This is a genomic window from Micromonospora citrea, from assembly GCF_049629545.1.
GTDB classification, from domain to species: Bacteria; Actinomycetota; Actinomycetes; order Mycobacteriales; family Micromonosporaceae; genus Micromonospora; species Micromonospora citrea_A.
Window position 1 is genome coordinate 81,915 of sequence record NZ_JBNADX010000014.1, and the last position, 13,837, is coordinate 95,751.

Annotated in this window: 14 protein-coding genes and 1 pseudogene; 6 read left to right on the forward strand and 9 right to left on the reverse strand. The window is 73.9% G+C overall.

What is annotated here, in order from left to right; all coding sequences use genetic code 11:
* Positions 1-165: 165 nt before the first annotated feature.
* From ACPFP2_RS16845 to ACPFP2_RS16860, 4 genes and pseudogenes are all read right to left on the reverse strand, one after another.
* Entirely contained in the window at positions 166-555 is a 390-nt protein-coding gene (locus ACPFP2_RS16845) for a cupin domain-containing protein (RefSeq protein ID WP_424090117.1), read from the reverse strand.
* A 46-nt stretch (positions 556-601) separates the two neighbouring features.
* Complete coding sequence (locus tag ACPFP2_RS16850; RefSeq protein ID WP_424090118.1) at positions 602-1,087, reverse strand: N-acetyltransferase family protein; 486 nt, start codon at positions 1,085-1,087, stop codon at positions 602-604.
* Positions 1,088-1,128: 41 nt separating this feature from the next.
* Complete coding sequence (locus ACPFP2_RS16855; protein ID WP_424090119.1) at positions 1,129-1,869, reverse strand: class I SAM-dependent methyltransferase; 741 nt, start codon at positions 1,867-1,869, stop codon at positions 1,129-1,131.
* Between the two features lie 96 nt (positions 1,870-1,965).
* Positions 1,966-2,115: pseudogene (locus ACPFP2_RS16860) on the reverse strand (AraC family transcriptional regulator); the annotation flags it as partial.
* Here ACPFP2_RS16860 and ACPFP2_RS16865 point away from each other — a divergent pair.
* Complete coding sequence (locus ACPFP2_RS16865) at positions 2,115-2,288, forward strand: hypothetical protein (protein ID WP_424090120.1); 174 nt, start codon at positions 2,115-2,117, stop codon at positions 2,286-2,288. The pseudogene ACPFP2_RS16860 and the gene ACPFP2_RS16865 overlap by 1 nt on opposite strands.
* 76 nt (positions 2,289-2,364) lie before the next feature.
* Here the strand turns inward: ACPFP2_RS16865 and ACPFP2_RS16870 are convergent, their stop codons facing one another.
* The gene (locus tag ACPFP2_RS16870) at positions 2,365-3,435 is read right to left on the reverse strand and encodes a MerR family transcriptional regulator (protein ID WP_424090121.1); all 1,071 of its coding nucleotides are present in this window, start codon (positions 3,433-3,435) and stop codon (positions 2,365-2,367) included.
* 296 nt (positions 3,436-3,731) lie between these two features.
* Between ACPFP2_RS16870 and ACPFP2_RS16875 the strand changes: the two genes are divergently transcribed.
* A complete protein-coding gene (locus tag ACPFP2_RS16875; RefSeq protein ID WP_424090122.1) occupies positions 3,732-4,511 on the forward strand; it encodes a class I SAM-dependent methyltransferase in 780 nt (259 codons plus the stop codon).
* 164 nt (positions 4,512-4,675) lie between these two features.
* Here the strand turns inward: ACPFP2_RS16875 and ACPFP2_RS16880 are convergent, their stop codons facing one another.
* Positions 4,676-5,452, reverse strand: coding sequence for a maleylpyruvate isomerase family mycothiol-dependent enzyme (locus tag ACPFP2_RS16880; RefSeq protein ID WP_424090123.1), 777 nt, complete (start codon positions 5,450-5,452; stop codon positions 4,676-4,678).
* Positions 5,453-5,690: 238 nt separating this feature from the next.
* Here ACPFP2_RS16880 and ACPFP2_RS16885 point away from each other — a divergent pair, with 238 nt between their 5' ends.
* Positions 5,691-6,470 carry a DUF1062 domain-containing protein gene (locus ACPFP2_RS16885; RefSeq protein WP_424090124.1) on the forward strand — a complete coding sequence of 260 codons (780 nt, stop codon included), beginning with the start codon at positions 5,691-5,693 and terminating at the stop codon, positions 6,468-6,470.
* A gap of 386 nt (positions 6,471-6,856) precedes the next feature.
* Here ACPFP2_RS16885 and ACPFP2_RS16890 read toward each other — a convergent pair whose 3' ends face one another.
* Positions 6,857-7,372, reverse strand: coding sequence for a DUF1992 domain-containing protein (locus ACPFP2_RS16890; RefSeq protein WP_424090125.1), 516 nt, complete (start codon positions 7,370-7,372; stop codon positions 6,857-6,859).
* A 90-nt stretch (positions 7,373-7,462) separates the two neighbouring features.
* Here ACPFP2_RS16890 and ACPFP2_RS16895 point away from each other — a divergent pair, with 90 nt between their 5' ends.
* On the forward strand, positions 7,463-7,879 hold the full coding sequence (locus ACPFP2_RS16895; RefSeq protein WP_424090126.1) for a YkvA family protein: 417 nt from the start codon (positions 7,463-7,465) through the stop codon (positions 7,877-7,879).
* A gap of 12 nt (positions 7,880-7,891) precedes the next feature.
* Here ACPFP2_RS16895 and ACPFP2_RS16900 read toward each other — a convergent pair whose 3' ends face one another.
* Positions 7,892-8,443, reverse strand: coding sequence for a GNAT family N-acetyltransferase (locus ACPFP2_RS16900; RefSeq protein ID WP_424090127.1), 552 nt, complete (start codon positions 8,441-8,443; stop codon positions 7,892-7,894).
* A gap of 111 nt (positions 8,444-8,554) precedes the next feature.
* Between ACPFP2_RS16900 and ACPFP2_RS16905 the strand changes: the two genes are divergently transcribed.
* Positions 8,555-9,205, forward strand: coding sequence for a LysE family translocator (locus ACPFP2_RS16905; protein ID WP_424090128.1), 651 nt, complete (start codon positions 8,555-8,557; stop codon positions 9,203-9,205).
* 89 nt (positions 9,206-9,294) lie between these two features.
* On the opposite strand, the gene ACPFP2_RS16910 is transcribed toward ACPFP2_RS16905, so the two are convergent.
* Entirely contained in the window at positions 9,295-11,295 is a 2,001-nt protein-coding gene (locus ACPFP2_RS16910) for a beta-galactosidase (protein ID WP_424090129.1), read from the reverse strand.
* A gap of 169 nt (positions 11,296-11,464) precedes the next feature.
* Here ACPFP2_RS16910 and ACPFP2_RS16915 point away from each other — a divergent pair, with 169 nt between their 5' ends.
* Complete coding sequence (locus ACPFP2_RS16915) at positions 11,465-13,798, forward strand: TIM-barrel domain-containing protein (RefSeq protein ID WP_424090130.1); 2,334 nt, start codon at positions 11,465-11,467, stop codon at positions 13,796-13,798.
* The last annotated feature ends 39 nt before the right edge of the window (positions 13,799-13,837 follow it).

Sequence of the window (13,837 nt, forward strand, 5' to 3'; positions counted from 1 at the left end):
GCGCTCGGCGTGCAGCGAGGCCGGCCCGGGGACCTGCCGCGCCGCTGGTCGTGGCGGCGGTGCTCGTCGCGGCGGCACCGCCGCCGTGCCGGCGTACGCCGGCTCACCTGGCCGGGCGCCGAGGCGGCGGGCACGGCTTCGCAGGCCGTGCCCGCGTGGTGAGGCTCAGAGGGTGTGCCCGGTCGTGGCGTCCACGTGGTCGGGGACATCCTCGTGCCGGTCCCCCACGCTGGAGGTGCCCGCCGGCTCGAACATCAGGATCGACGCGCCCCGCGCCGACGACGGGCGGTGCTGCACGCCACGCGGCACCACGAACACCGCGCCCCGGGGCAGTACCACCGTCCGCTCCCCGGCCGGCTCGCGCAGCGCGATGCGCAACTCACCATCGAGGACCAGGAAGAACTCGTCGGTGTGGTCGTGGGCGTGCCAGACGTGCTCGCCGGCCACCTTGGCGACGCGGACGTCGTAGTCGTTGACCCGGGTGACGATCCGCGGGCTCCACAGCTGGTCGAACGCGGCCAGCGCGCTCGCCAGGTCGATCGGCTCCTCGCTCATCGGCCCATCCTGGCACCGGCCGCGCCCGCGCGGTGACCCCGCCGGTCTAGAGGAAGCGGTGCATGACGTGCAGGCCGACCCGGCCCCGCTGCGGATGCGTGAAGGACTCCGGCACGGTGCCGATCACGGCGAACCCGAGCCGCCGGTAGAGCTGCACCGCGACCTCGTTGGACTCCACCACGGCGTTGAACTGCATCGCCGCGTACCCCTCGGCGCGGGCCCAGGCCAGGGCGTGCTCGGCCAACGCGCGCCCGACCCCACGGCCGCGCGCGTCGGCGGCGACCATGAAACTGGCCGTGCTCACGTGCCGACCCGGACCGGGCCGGTTGGGGCCCATCTTCGCCGTGCCCAGCACCTGATCGCCGTCCACCGCGACCACGGTCCGCCCCGGCGGGGCCTCCACCCACACCTCGCGCAGCACCTCGGCCGGCCAGGCCGGGTCGTACGGGAACGTGTCGCCGGCGGCGACGACCTGCGCGACGATCGCCTCGACGGCCGGCCAGTCGGTCTCCACGAAGTCCCTGACGATCATTCCGGGCAGGCTAGTGGCCGGCACCCCACGACCCCACCGAATTACCCGGCGGTGGCGACCACCACCAACTCGCCGTCCCCGCCCGTGCCGACCGCCTCGCCGTGCCAGCCGCCGTGGACGCGGTCCACCCGGAACCCGGCGGCGACCAGGTCCGTACGCAGCCGCGTCTCGTCCCGGAAGCGCAGCACCGACCGGCTGCGCAGCCGCTCGCCGCCGGGGAACCGGTAGTGCCGGCAGAACTCGACCAGGCCGCCGTCGCGTACGGCGGTCACCTCCGTCCAGACCCGCACCGTGCGGCCGTCCGACAGGGGTACGTGGCGACGCGAGTCGACCGGGTTCCACCGCTGCCAGCGTCGGTCGGCCGGATCACGGGAGTCGAACAGCAGCCGCCCACCGTCGACCAGCGCGGCCCGCAGCGCCGCCAGGGTCGCCCGCCACTGCCCGTCGTCGGTCAGGAACTGCGCCACGTGGCTGGTCATGAGCGCCACGTCGTACGCCCCGACCGGCAGCACCTCCCGGCTGCCCTCGACCCAGTCGACCCGCTCCGCGCCCGGCTTGGCCCGCGCTGCGGTCAACGACCCGCTCGCCGGATCCACGCCGGTGACGGTGTGCCCGGCCGCGGCCAGGGCCAGGGCCAGCCGACCGGTGCCGCAGCCGAAGTCCAGCACCCGCAGCGGCACGGCGCCGACCTCGGCGAGGAAGAAGTCGTCGTCGGCGGACCAGCCGCACTCGGCGTCGTAGACGGCGACGAGGCGGGGGTCGGTGAACTCCGCGTCATGCACCACCGCACCGTAACGGGCCGCGTCGGAGCCGGCGAGGCGATTCACGCCGGCCGGGCGGCTACCGACGGGACCGGTGGACGCTGGGGCTCACGCCCTCCGCCACCGGGTGAGGTACGCCAGCGGCGGCTGCCCCACGACCGTGGTGAACCGGCGGGCGAAGGCGGCCCGCGAGACGCCGACCCGGGACGCCAGTTGCGCCACCGTCCACGGGCGGGCCGGCTCGTCGTGCATCAGGCGCAGCGCTCGTGGCGCAGGGCTTCCCGGTCGAGGACGCCGAATACCTGCGGGAGATGTTCGACCTGATGCGCGCCGGCGCGACCGCCGAGGTCACCGACGCGGTGCACCGGGTGCTGGGCCGCCCGCCGCGCGACTTCGAGTCCTACGTCACCCGGGCGGCGGCAGCCGGGGCGTGGCGGTGAGGCGAGGCCACGACGGCGCCGGGTCGTCGCTGTCCGTCGCCGTGGCGCCCGGCACGGACAGCGACGACCGGCCGCCCTACGCCGCGACGGCCTCGGCGACGACGCAGGCGATGTTGTCCGGCGCCCCCTGCTCGTACGCGGCCTCGACCAGGCGTCGCACGAGGCGCTCCGGGTCGACCTCGGCGGCGAGGACGGCCCGGAGCGTGGCATGGTCGACGACGGCGGACAGCCCGTCCGAGCAGAGCAGGTAACGGTCGCCGGCCATGACGGTACGCAGCGCGAGATCCACCTCGACCTGGTGTCCGCCCGCGCCCAGGGCCCGTACCAGCAGGGCGCGCTGCGGATGCGTCGCGGCCTGGGCACGGTCGAGTCGGCCCTGGTCGACCAGCGACTGGACGTAGGTGTGGTCCCGGGTGAGCAGGGACAGTTCGCCGGCGCGCAGCAGGTAGGCCCTGGTGTCACCGATGTGCGCCAGGGCCAGCTGGGACCCGGAGCGCAGCATCGCCGTCAGGGTGGTGACGGGCTGGTGGTCGTCGACCGCCGCCTCGCGCACGGTGCGGTCGGCGTCGGCGAGCGCGCCGGCCATCGACGCGAGCAGGTCCCCCACCGGCGCCTCGGTCGGTTCCAGTGCCCGCAGCGCGTCGATCGCGGCGGCGCTGGCCGCCGCGCCACCCGGGCCGCGCAGCCCGTCGGCGACCGCCAGCAGTCGCTCACCGGCGTATGCGGCGTCCTCGTTGCTGTCCCGGACGGCTCCGGCCACACAGTGGACCGCGTGACGGAAGGTCAGCGTCTGGTTCGGGTCGGACATCGTGGTGCCCCTTCCTGAGAGGTGATCGACGAGGAAGGTGGCGATGCGTCGGCGGGCAGCCGTGTCGGCGGCGACCCGCACCCAGTACGCCTCGATCGCCGCGGCGGCCGCCGGCGGATCGAGACGGCAGACCGCCCCGATCTCGGCCAGCGGCATGCCGATGCGGCGCAGCTGGGCGATCAGCCGGGCCTTCGGCAGCTGCTCCGGGTCGTAGAACCGGTACCCGGACTCGGGATCGACCGCAGCCGGCGCCAGCAGGCCCGACTCGTCGTAGAGCCGCAACGCCTTCGGCGTCAGCCGCGCCGCCCTGGCGAACGCCCCGATGGTCAACAACCCCACGTCGACATCCTCCTCGTGCCGGCCACCTCGACCGGCACGACCCAGGCTGGGGTCTGCCCGAGGGTCAAGGTCAAGCGCCACGGCGTACCGGCAGGGCAGCGGTCCGCTCCTCGGAACCGCGTCGACTCAGGGGAACAACAGAACAGACATTATGGTGCGCTCTCGATTCGCCCGTTATGTCCGCAGGAATTACCGGAATATCATTACCGGCAATCTGATAATCGGCTCGGTTGGTCGGACTGGGAGATCGCCCCACGCCTCGGCGCAAGGTTGCGTGGCCGCAATAGGGTGAGCGCGTGGAACAGACCGAGCGGCTCCGCCACGCCTCGTCGTTCGGTGCGGCGGCGACCGCGTACGCCGAGCACCGCCCGGACTACGCGCCCGCCGCGGTGCGCTGGGCGCTCGAACCCGCACCCGGCCTGCGGGTGCTCGATCTCGGCGCCGGAACCGGCAAGCTCACCGCCACGCTGGTCGCGGTGGGCGCCGAGGTCACCGCGGTCGAGCCTGACCCGGCGATGCTGACCGAGCTGCGCCGGGCACTGCCCGAGGTCCGTGCACTGCCGGGTAGCGCCGAGGCCATGCCGCTGCCGGACGCGTCCGTCGATGCCGTGCTGGCGGGCAACGCCATGCACTGGTTCGACATGGCCGTCGCGGGACCCGAGATCGCCAGGGTCCTGGCACCCGGCGGCGTCCTGGCCGGCCTGTGGAACGTCATGGACGACCGGGTCGACTGGGTCGCCGGACTGGTGCGGGTCAGCGGGAGCGCGGTCATCGGTCCTCGTGACACGCCCGCCAGCTGGCGCGTCGAGACGGCACGGCTGCACCTACCGGAGGCCGGCGGGGCGGCCCGGTTCGGCTCACCGGAGCAGACCGAATTCCCGCACGGGCAGCGCCGCACCGCCGATTCGCTGGTGGCGACCCTCGCCACCAGGGCGGGAACGCTGGTCATGCCCGAGCAGGAACGGCAGGTCACGCTCGGGCGCATCCGCGCCTTCCTCGCCGACCGGCCGGAGACGGCGGCCGGCGACTTCACCCTCCCGATGCTGACCTGCGTGCTGCGGACGCGTCGGCGATAGCAGGCACCCGCAAGGAACTGGGGGTTGAGGAAGGGCGGTACAGCGGTTAGCGCTGACAGGTGGAGGCGGACTCGCTGAAATACCGCTACGAGTGACGGGCCGCGGACCCGCCGCCGTGCGCTGAGGCCGAGGCCGGCGCAGGGCGGTGGGTCCGTCGTCGCGTCCTAGTCCTCCGGCTCCCAGGCGATCAGATGGTCGAAGACGCGCCGGTCGCCGTCGAGCCGCAGCGAGTCCATCGGAATGCGGCCGTAGCAGAACATGACCAGCTCATTGGCCGTGCCCCGGGCGCAGACATCGGCCACCTCCGGGCCCTCGCCGGCGGCGGGCGTGGGGAGGCGGGCGGTCCGGGCGCCGTCGGCGGAGAGCCAGAGCCGCCAGGAACGGCCCTCGGTGGCGTGGTAGTCGATGACCGCGGGCTTGTGCGGCCACGCGGCCGTCGTCGCGACGCAGGTGGTCAGGAACTCGTCGACACCGTCGAGGGCCACCTCGTCCGGCAGCGGCTGCGGGGCGCCCACGGCGACCTGGGCGTCGTAGGTGTGCACGGCGACCTGCTGGAGCTGGTGCCGGGCGACGGCTCCAGTGGTCTGCGGCGACTGCGACGGACCCCACCACGTCCAGCAACCACGATCCGGGCCGGCCTCCCGCAACGCGTCCAGCAGCTCCCCCGTCGACGCGGCGAACCAGGCCAGCAGGGCCTCGCGCTCCCGGGGCGCCACCGGGGCGGACATCGCCGGAGGAACGTCGGCGGGCCCTGCGGCCACGATGGCGGCCCACTTGCGGCGCCCCTCGCCCAGGTGCTGCACCAGGTCGAACAACGTCCACTCTGGGCAGGTCGGCACCCGCACGTCGAGGCTGGGTGCCGCGGCGACCGCCGCCCGGAAAGCGGCCGATCGTTCGTCCATCAGCCGCAACAGGTCGGCGAACTCCAGAGTCTCTTCCACCGCGGCTTTGTACCACCCGGTTCCACAACCGACAGCGGGTTTTCCCGCCCCCCGGCGGCGGGGCCACGCGGAAATCCGTTGCCCGGCGGCCCGCGGGTTGACCATGCTGACGCGCATGGATCAGTGACCAGTGGCGCACGTGCGCGATCGAGGCGGGTTCGAGTCACCTCCCCGTCTCGTTCCGCCGTGCCGCTCGAAGCCCGCACCGGGTGACCGGTGCGGGCTTCCTTCACGCGACGTGATCTGCGACGTCGCGCCAGCCGGCGTGCTCCGCGCCGAGACACCGGCTGCCCGCCACTGGATCCGGGAGGCACCCCGGCGCGCCATCGCGCTGCCGGGCGCCTCCTGCCTAGACCCTGGAATCGCCGAAGCCATGAATAGTTCCCGCCATGTCCGCGTGCCGGCCGACGGTCGCGGACCCGGCATCGACCGCAAAGCGCTGTGGGTGGTCAGCGAGGTCGGACTGCCGACCATCGTCAAAGCCTGCGTGTCGTGCAGGTCCACTCGTCACCGTCCCACCGGGAAGATCCGGGTCAACGCGAACCACAAGCTGCTCGACGTGTGGCTGCTGATCTGCTGCGACCTGTGCGGCCGCACGTCGAAGATCCCCGTCCACGAGCGCGTCAACGTGCGGGCGCTGGACAACGAGCGGCTACTGAGGTTCGAGAACAACGATCCGGCCATGGTGCGACAGCTGACCATGGACGCGTCGCTCGCCCACAAGGCCGCCTACCAGCTCGACTGGACCGGCACCTGGCAGTTGGACACCGACGTACCGTTCTACGACCTCCAGCGCGAGGATGCCGCGCCGCTCGAGGTCATCATCAGGTTCGAGCTTCCGGCACCCGTCCGGGTCGAGAAGCTGCTCACCGCCGGGTTCGGCCTGAGCCGTCCCGCCGTGCGAGGCATGGTCGACTCCGGGCGCATCCGCCTGCCCCTGCCCATCGACGCCAAGGCCCGCGAGGACTTCACCTTCCTTGTCGTCACCGCCGCACCGCTGTCACCCGAGCGGGCATAAGGTGCCACCCCACGGCGCGATGACCTGCGCCGTGGGGCGGCCCGTACCATCCGGCCCGCCGGCTGTCGCGGTCGGCGGGCCGGCCCAGCGTGCGGCGGCTCACGTGAATGTGCCGGCCTTCGCCCTCTGAACGGCTCAGCTCACCGACGAACCGCTCGTACGCGGCCACCTGACCATCAGACAGGAGCTCAACGGGAACAGCGCAACGACGTACGTCGATTCACTCCGCTGCGGCAGGCCTCCCACCAAGATTGTTTCTACCGCTAACCGCTGTCCCGATCTTCCTCGACCCCGGAACTGCCCCGGCCGGCGGAGGCGATCAGGTTCGCCACGACCGCGCACCCGAGGCGGTCCGCGGCGACGGGCCGATCGAGGCCGGCGTCAGCTCAACGCCGGCGCCAGGGCAGCCACCGTCGGCGGCGGACCTGCACGCTGGGCGCCACGTCCTCACGACTCGCCGAGGCGGCCCGCTCCTGCGCCACGCGCTGCCGGTCCTCCCGCCACCGCCATACCACGGTGTCGGCGTCGACCGGGCGGACGACCACCCGGGGCCCGGACGGATTACGCAGCCAGGCGATGATCTCCGCGTTGAGCACGGCGACGAAGGCCCGCACCGCCTGTTCGGTGGGCAGGTCGCGGACCTCGTCGGGCACCTGTTCGACCTTGCGGCGCAGTTGCAGGGGCGTGGGCAGGAGCAGGTCGGTGGGGAGCGCCTCGCGCTCCAGGAAGCTCTTGATCCACCACGACTCGTCGTACGGCAGGCCCCGGCCGGGGATCGGCCTGCCCGCCCCGGGCAGGTTGTCGAACTCGCCGCGCTGCTGCGCGGAGCGGATCTGCGCCTCGACCGCCGCTTCCCAACCGTCGACCATCACCCACACCTCCGCCCCCACGGTAGCCACCACGTCGGCATGGTTCAGCGCCGCCGAGCAGGCGGACATTCCCCGGCCCGCCGCGACGGCGTACATTCCGGGCAGGCGGTGGAGGAGGCAGCGGTGCGGGACTGGCTGGTGGGGCTCGGCGTGGCGGTCGCCTGTCTGGTCGCCAGTTGGGGGCTGCTGGTGCTGCTCGCCCGCCGGCTGCCCCCGGGCGTCCTGCGGGATCTGGCGGCGTTCATCCCCGACTGCCTCACCACGGTGCGCCGGCTGCGCGCCGACGACCGGGTGCCCCGCCGGGCGAAGGTGGCCGTCGTCCTGGCCGGGCTCTGGGTGGCCAGCCCGATCGACCTCATCCCGGAGTTCCTGCCGGTCATCGGCCCCCTCGACGACATCGTGGTGGTGGCCCTGGCCCTGCGCTACGCCGGCCGGCAGGTGCCCCGCGAGGTGCTGCTCGCCGCGTGGCCCGGCGAGCCCCGGCTGCTGCAGCGCCTGCTCGGCCCGGCGGGCGGGCGGGCCGACGCGCCGCCACGGTGAGGTCGAGGGCGGTCAGTGGGCGTGCCGGCGTACGTGCCGGTGCCCGTCGAGTGGGAACGGCGGCCGGGCCGGCAGCACCTCGACGAAGTCGTACCCGGTCTTCTCCGCCACCCGGCAGGAGGCCGGGTTGTCGACCTGGTGCAGCAGTTCCAGGCAGGTCAGCCCGGCCGCGGCGAAGCGGTGGAAGGCCCACCCGGTGACCGCCTCCAACGCGCGGGGGGCCACGCCGCGCCCGCGGGCTTCGGCAACCGTCCAGTAGCCCACCTCCGCCGTCGACCGGCCGGGCACGACCTCCTTGAGCAGAATGGTGCCGACCAGCCGCTCGGCGTCGCCGGCGACCTCGCACACCGCGAAGCAGAACCGTCGATCGGCGGCCCAGCCCTGCCGGCTGCGGGCCACCCACCGGCGGGCCTGCGCCGGCGTGGTCAGCGGCTCGCGCACCCGTGCCCGCAGGGTCGGATCCCGGTGCGCCCGCAGTAGCGCGTCGACGTCGTCGTCGCGCCACGGGCGCAGGACGAGCGCGGGGGCGTCCGCGGTGGCCGGGGCGCGCAGCGTCATGGACATGTGTGCAGTGTGGCCGGTCACCGTCGATGCCGGCAGCCCCGAATTGGCCGCTGCGGCGGCGGCGGCCACGGCCGTAGGGTCGGGCCGGGAACGACGGATGCGGGGGCGCCGATGGTCACGGTGGGTGCGGTGGTGGGGATCGGGCTGGTGGCGTTGGGTCTGGTGCTCACGCCCGGGCCGAACATGGTCTACCTGGTGTCGCGGTCGGTGACCCAGGGGCGGCGCGCCGGGCTGGTGTCGCTGCTCGGGGTCGCCGCCGGATTCCTGGTCTACCTGGCCGCCGCCGTGGCCGGCATCGCCACCGTGTTCGTGCTGGTGCCGCCGCTGTACACGGCGGTGAAGCTGGCCGGTGCGGCGTACCTGGGATGGCTGGCCTGGCGGACGCTGCGCCCCGGTGGGCGCTCGGCGTTCACCCCCGCGCCGCTGCCGCCGGACCGGCCCCGGCGGCTGTTCACCATGGGCCTGGTCACCAACCTGCTCAACCCGAAGATCGCCATCCTGTACGTGTCGCTGCTGCCGCAGTTCGTCGATCCGGCGCGCGGGCAGGTGGCCGTGCAGAGCCTGCTGCTCGGCCTCACCCAGATCGTGATCGCCCTGACGGTCAACGCGCTGATCGTGCTCACCGCCGGGTCGGTGTCGACGTTCCTCGTCCGCCGGCCGGGCTGGGCGCGGGCGCAGCGCTACGTCATGGGCACCGTGCTGGCCGCCCTGGCGGTACGGATCGCCGCCGACCGCTCCCGCGCCGCCGTCGCGACGCCCTGACCGCCCCCGGGTGGTGTCCCGCCGGGCCGATCGTGGAGCACGGCGCGCGCGGGCAGTCCCGCAGCCGTGGGCGGTGCGGGCAGCGGCGGTCAGTCGGGTGCCTCGCGGACCACGGCGGCGCCACCGGCCGGCACCACCACCTCGCCGTCGACCGGCGTGTCGGTGAGCAGGTCCACCCCGTCGGCCGGGATCCGCTGCGGCCGGTCGGTGTGGTTGACCAGGAACAGCCAGCTCGCCTCGCCGGCGCGGCGGCGTACCGCCTCCACGCCGGGCGGCGCGGCCGGGCAGACCGGGCCGACGCCGGCCGCGCGGGCCGCCTCGACCATCAACCGACGGTACGTCTCGTCGTCCGGGCGGGTGGAGACGTACCAGGCGGTGCCGGCGCCGTAGCGGTGCCGGGTCACCGCCGGCAGCCCGTCCAGCACCCCACCGACGTACGCGGTGACCGTCTCCGCGCCGGCGGGGCGCACCGTCTCGGACCACACCCGCCCGGTCCCGCCCCGCGACAGCAGCACCTGCTCCCCCTCGGCCAGCGGGTGGAACTCCTCCACCCGCAGGCCGAGCAGGTCGCGCAGGGCGCCGGGGTAGCCGCCGAGGCGTACCCGGGCGTGTTCGTCGGCGACGCCGCTGAGCCAGGTGACCAGCACGTGTCCGCCGTGGCGCACGTGCCGGCGTACCCAGTCGGCGGTGGCGTCGCAGGTGAGGTAGAGCGCCGGGAGCACCAGCAGCCGGTACGCCTCGACCGCATCGCCGGGGACGACGACGTCGCAGGCGTACCCGGCCCGCCAGAGCGCCCGGTGCGCGGCGGACACCTCGGCGTGGTGGTCGAGCGACGCCGAGGGCAGGCCGGGATGCTGCAACGCCCAGCCGCTGGCGGCGTCCCAGACGATCGCGACGGACGCCTCGACCACACCGGGGTCGACCTCGGCGATCCGGTCGAGGATCCCGCCGAGCCGCACCGCCTCGCGGAACACCCGGCTGTCCGGGCCGGCGTGCGGGACCAGGGCGGAGTGGAAGCGTTCGGCTCCGCCGGCCGGGGCGCGCCACTGGAAGAACATCGCCCCGCGGGAGCCGCGGGCGATGTGCGACAGGCTGTGCCGGGCCATCCGCCCGGGCTCCTTGGTGTGCATCCGCCCCGGGGTGTAGATGTGGTTCGGGGCGCTCTCCATCAGCAGCCAGGCCGGCGCCGTGCCGTCGCCGGCGCCGTGCCGGGCCCAGCCCCGGGCGAGGTCGGCGGCGAGCGCGGTCTGTTCCTCCGCGCCGCCGTCGACGGCCGACGGGTAGTGGTCGATGGCGACGAGGTCCACCTCCCGCGCCCAGCGGGCGTGGTCGACCGGCACCCAGCCGCCCAGGACGTAGTTGGTGGTGACCGGCACCCGGGGGTTGGCCGCGCGCAGCAGGTCGCGCTGTTCGACGTACGCGGCGAGCAGGGTGTCCGACCAGAAGCGGCGGAAGTCGAGCAGTTGGCCGGGGTTGGCCAGGTACTGGGTGGCGCGCGGGGTGCTGATCTGCGCCCAGTCGGAGTAGTGCTGGCTCCAGAAGCTGGTCACCCAGGCGGCGTTGAGCGCGTCGAGGTCACCGTGGCGCTGCGCCAGCCAGCTGCGGAAGGCCGTCGCGGCGTGCTCGCAGTGGCAGGTGGTGCCGTACTCGTTGTGCACGTGCCACATGGCCAGCGCGGGGTGCGTGGCGTACCGGTCGGCCAGCACCTCGGTGATGCGGCGGGCGGCGGTGCGGTACGCGGGCGCGGCGGCGCAGTAGGTGTCCCGGCTGCCGTGGTGCAGCCGTACCCCGTCGGCGGTGACCGGCAGCGCGCCGGGGTGGGCCAGGGAGAACCAGGGCGGGGGCGACGCGGTGGGGGTGGCCAGCGCGACCCGGATGCCACCGTCGTGCAGCAGGTCGAGGACCTCGTCGAGCCAGTCGAAGGTGTACCGGCCGGGGGCCGGTTCCAGCCGGGACCAGGCGAACACGCCGACGCTGACCAGGTTGACCCGGGCCTGGCGCATCAGCGCGACGTCCTCGCGCCACACCTGCGGCGACCACTGCTCCGGGTTCCAGTCGCCGCCGTAGCAGAGCCGGCCGTCGCCCCACATGCACCCACGCCCCGTCCACTTTGTTGAGTAGGCGTCCAAATTATGAACAACGTTTGCGCATGTCAATGGCGAGCGTGCGGACAACCCAGATCAGAGGTCGTTGACAGTTTGTTGGGAAGCCAAAGAAACTGGCGGGACCGCCGGACGCACCACCCGCAGAGGAGACCCCATGCCCTACCGCCCGCCACTGGTCCCGTACGAGACCTTCGTGGCCGACCCGCCCGACCTGCCCGTGCGGGCCCCCGGCGAGCACGGGGCAGCCGTCGTCACCCGGGCCGAGGTCGGCGGGACCGACCCGCACGGCGTCACCTTCACCGCCACCACCTCCGACGGGGACACGCTGGTGGCGCGGGTGGAGGCCGCCGGCGACGGCGTGATCCGGGTACGCCTCGCCGACGACCTCGCCGCCCGCAGCCGCTCCGCCCGGGCCCTGCCGCTGGTCCACCCGAGCGCCCATCCGGCCGAGGTCACCGTCACATCGACCCTGGTCACCGTCGATGCCGGCGCGGTGGTCGCCGAGATCCGCCTCGACCCGTGGCGGCTGCGCTTCCGCAGCGCCGACGGCCGGCTCCTCGTCGAACAGGATGCGGGCACCCGGGACATCAGCGGCCGGCGGCGGACCCTGCCGTTCGGCCGCTCCCACGCCGACGGCGTTCCCGTCGCCTGGCACGAGAGCTTCGTCGCTCCCGGCGACGAACGTTTCGTCGGCTTCGGCGAGAAGTTCACCCCGCTGGACAAGCGCGGCCAGCGGGCCCTGATGTGGAACTTCGACGCCTTCGGCGGCGAGTCCGACCGCTCGCACAAGAACGTGCCGCTCTACCTCTCCGACCGTGGCTACGGCGTGCTCGTCGACAGCGGCCTGCCGGTGCAGTTCGACGTCTGCCAGTCCACCCACAGCAGTGTGCAGATCCTCGTCCCCGACGACCTGCTCGACTACTACGTGCTCGCCGGCCCCACCCCGGCCGAGGTGCTGGACCGCTTCGACGCCCTGACCAGCCGGCCGTACCTGCCGCCGAAGTGGGCGTTCGGCGCCTGGATCTCCTCGGGCTTCTTCCCCGACAGCCAGCAGCGGGTGCTGGAGCGGGCCCGGCTGATCCGCGAGCGCGGCATCCCCTGCGACGTGCTGCACCTGGACTGCTACTGGCAGGTCGCCGGCCGCTGGTCGGAGCTGCGCTGGGACGACGAGGCGTTCCCCGACCCGACCGGGATGCTCAAGACCCTCGCCGACCAGGGCTTCCGGGTGTGCCTGTGGATGAACCCGTACCTGATGACCGGCAGCCCGCTGTACGCCGAGGCGGCCGAGGCCGGCTACTTCCTGCGCCGCGCCGACGGCTCCACCTACGTCGCCGACGTCTGGCACGGCAGCTATCCGGCCTGCGCCATCGTGGACCTGACCAACCCGGCGGCGGTGCGCTGGTTCAGCGGGCTGCTGCGGCCGCTGCTGGAACAGGGCGCGGCGGTGTTCAAGACCGACTTCGCCGAGGGGGTGCCCGCCGACGCCGTCGCCCACAACGGGATGACCGGGGTCGAGCTGCACAACGTGTACGCGCTGATGTTCAACGACGTGGTCGCCGACGTCACCGAGGAGATCACCGGCCACCGTACGGTCTGGGCCCGCTCGTCGTACCTGGGTGGGCAGCGGCACAGCGCCCAGTGGAGCGGGGACGTCAACGCCACCTGGCCCGCGCTGGCCAGCACCCTGCGCGGCGGGCTGTCGCACGGGCTGTCCGGGGTGCCGTTCTGGAGCCACGACACCGGCGGCTTCCACGGCACCCCCGAGCCGGAGCTCTACGTCCGCTGGACCCAGTTCGGGGCGCTCTCGCCGCTGGTGCGGCTGCACGGCACCACCAGCCGACTGCCCTGGGACTTCCCCGCCGAGACCGAGCGGGACGCGGTGGCCGCACTGCGGCTGCGCTACCGGCTGCTGCCGTACCTGTACTCGGCGGCGGTGGAGGCGGCCCGTACCGGCGCGCCGATGATGCGCGCGCTGCTGGTCGACACCCCGGACGACCCGACCGCGTGGACCAGCGACCTGCAGTACCGCCTCGGCACCGACCTGCTCGTCGCCCCGGTCACCGACCCGTCCGGGCAGCGCCGGCTCTACCTGCCGGCCGGTGACGAGTGGGTGGACGCGGTCACCGGCGAGCGGCACCCCGGCGGACGGCACCTGCGGGTCACCGTGCCGCTGCACCGGCTGCCGCTGTACGTCCGCCACGGCGCGCTGATCCCCGTGGTCGCGCCGGCCGACCGGATCTGGGACGGGCCGTTCCACGACGTGACCCTGCTCAGCTGGGGCGGGGTGGACGCGCGGACGGTGATCCACGACGTCGACGGCGACACCGTCATCGAGGCGACGCGCGACGGCGACACCCTGCGGGTACGCACCGACGGCCCGCTGCGGGTCGGGCGGGTGAGCGTGGTCGGTGACGACAGCGTGCGCCGGGTGCTGCTCGACGGCGAGGCGGTGACCCCGGCGCCGTTCGAGGCGTGGTTCGCGGCGTGAGCGACGACGGCGCCCGACCCGGGCACCGGGTCGGGCGCC

What these genes read in the sequence shown, in the direction of transcription:
- ACPFP2_RS16910 (WP_424090129.1), bottom strand. Translation starts at nt 11,295, where the DNA reads ATGTGGGGCGACGGCCGGCTCTGCTACGGCGGCGACTGGAACCCGGAG.
- ACPFP2_RS16905 (WP_424090128.1), top strand. Translation starts at nt 8,555, where the DNA reads ATGGTCACGGTGGGTGCGGTGGTGGGGATCGGGCTGGTGGCGTTGGGT.
- ACPFP2_RS16915 (WP_424090130.1), top strand. Translation starts at nt 11,465, where the DNA reads ATGCCCTACCGCCCGCCACTGGTCCCGTACGAGACCTTCGTGGCCGAC.
- ACPFP2_RS16845 (WP_424090117.1), bottom strand. Translation starts at nt 555, where the DNA reads ATGAGCGAGGAGCCGATCGACCTGGCGAGCGCGCTGGCCGCGTTCGAC.
- ACPFP2_RS16850 (WP_424090118.1), bottom strand. Translation starts at nt 1,087, where the DNA reads ATGATCGTCAGGGACTTCGTGGAGACCGACTGGCCGGCCGTCGAGGCG.
- ACPFP2_RS16900 (WP_424090127.1), bottom strand. Translation starts at nt 8,443, where the DNA reads ATGTCCATGACGCTGCGCGCCCCGGCCACCGCGGACGCCCCCGCGCTC.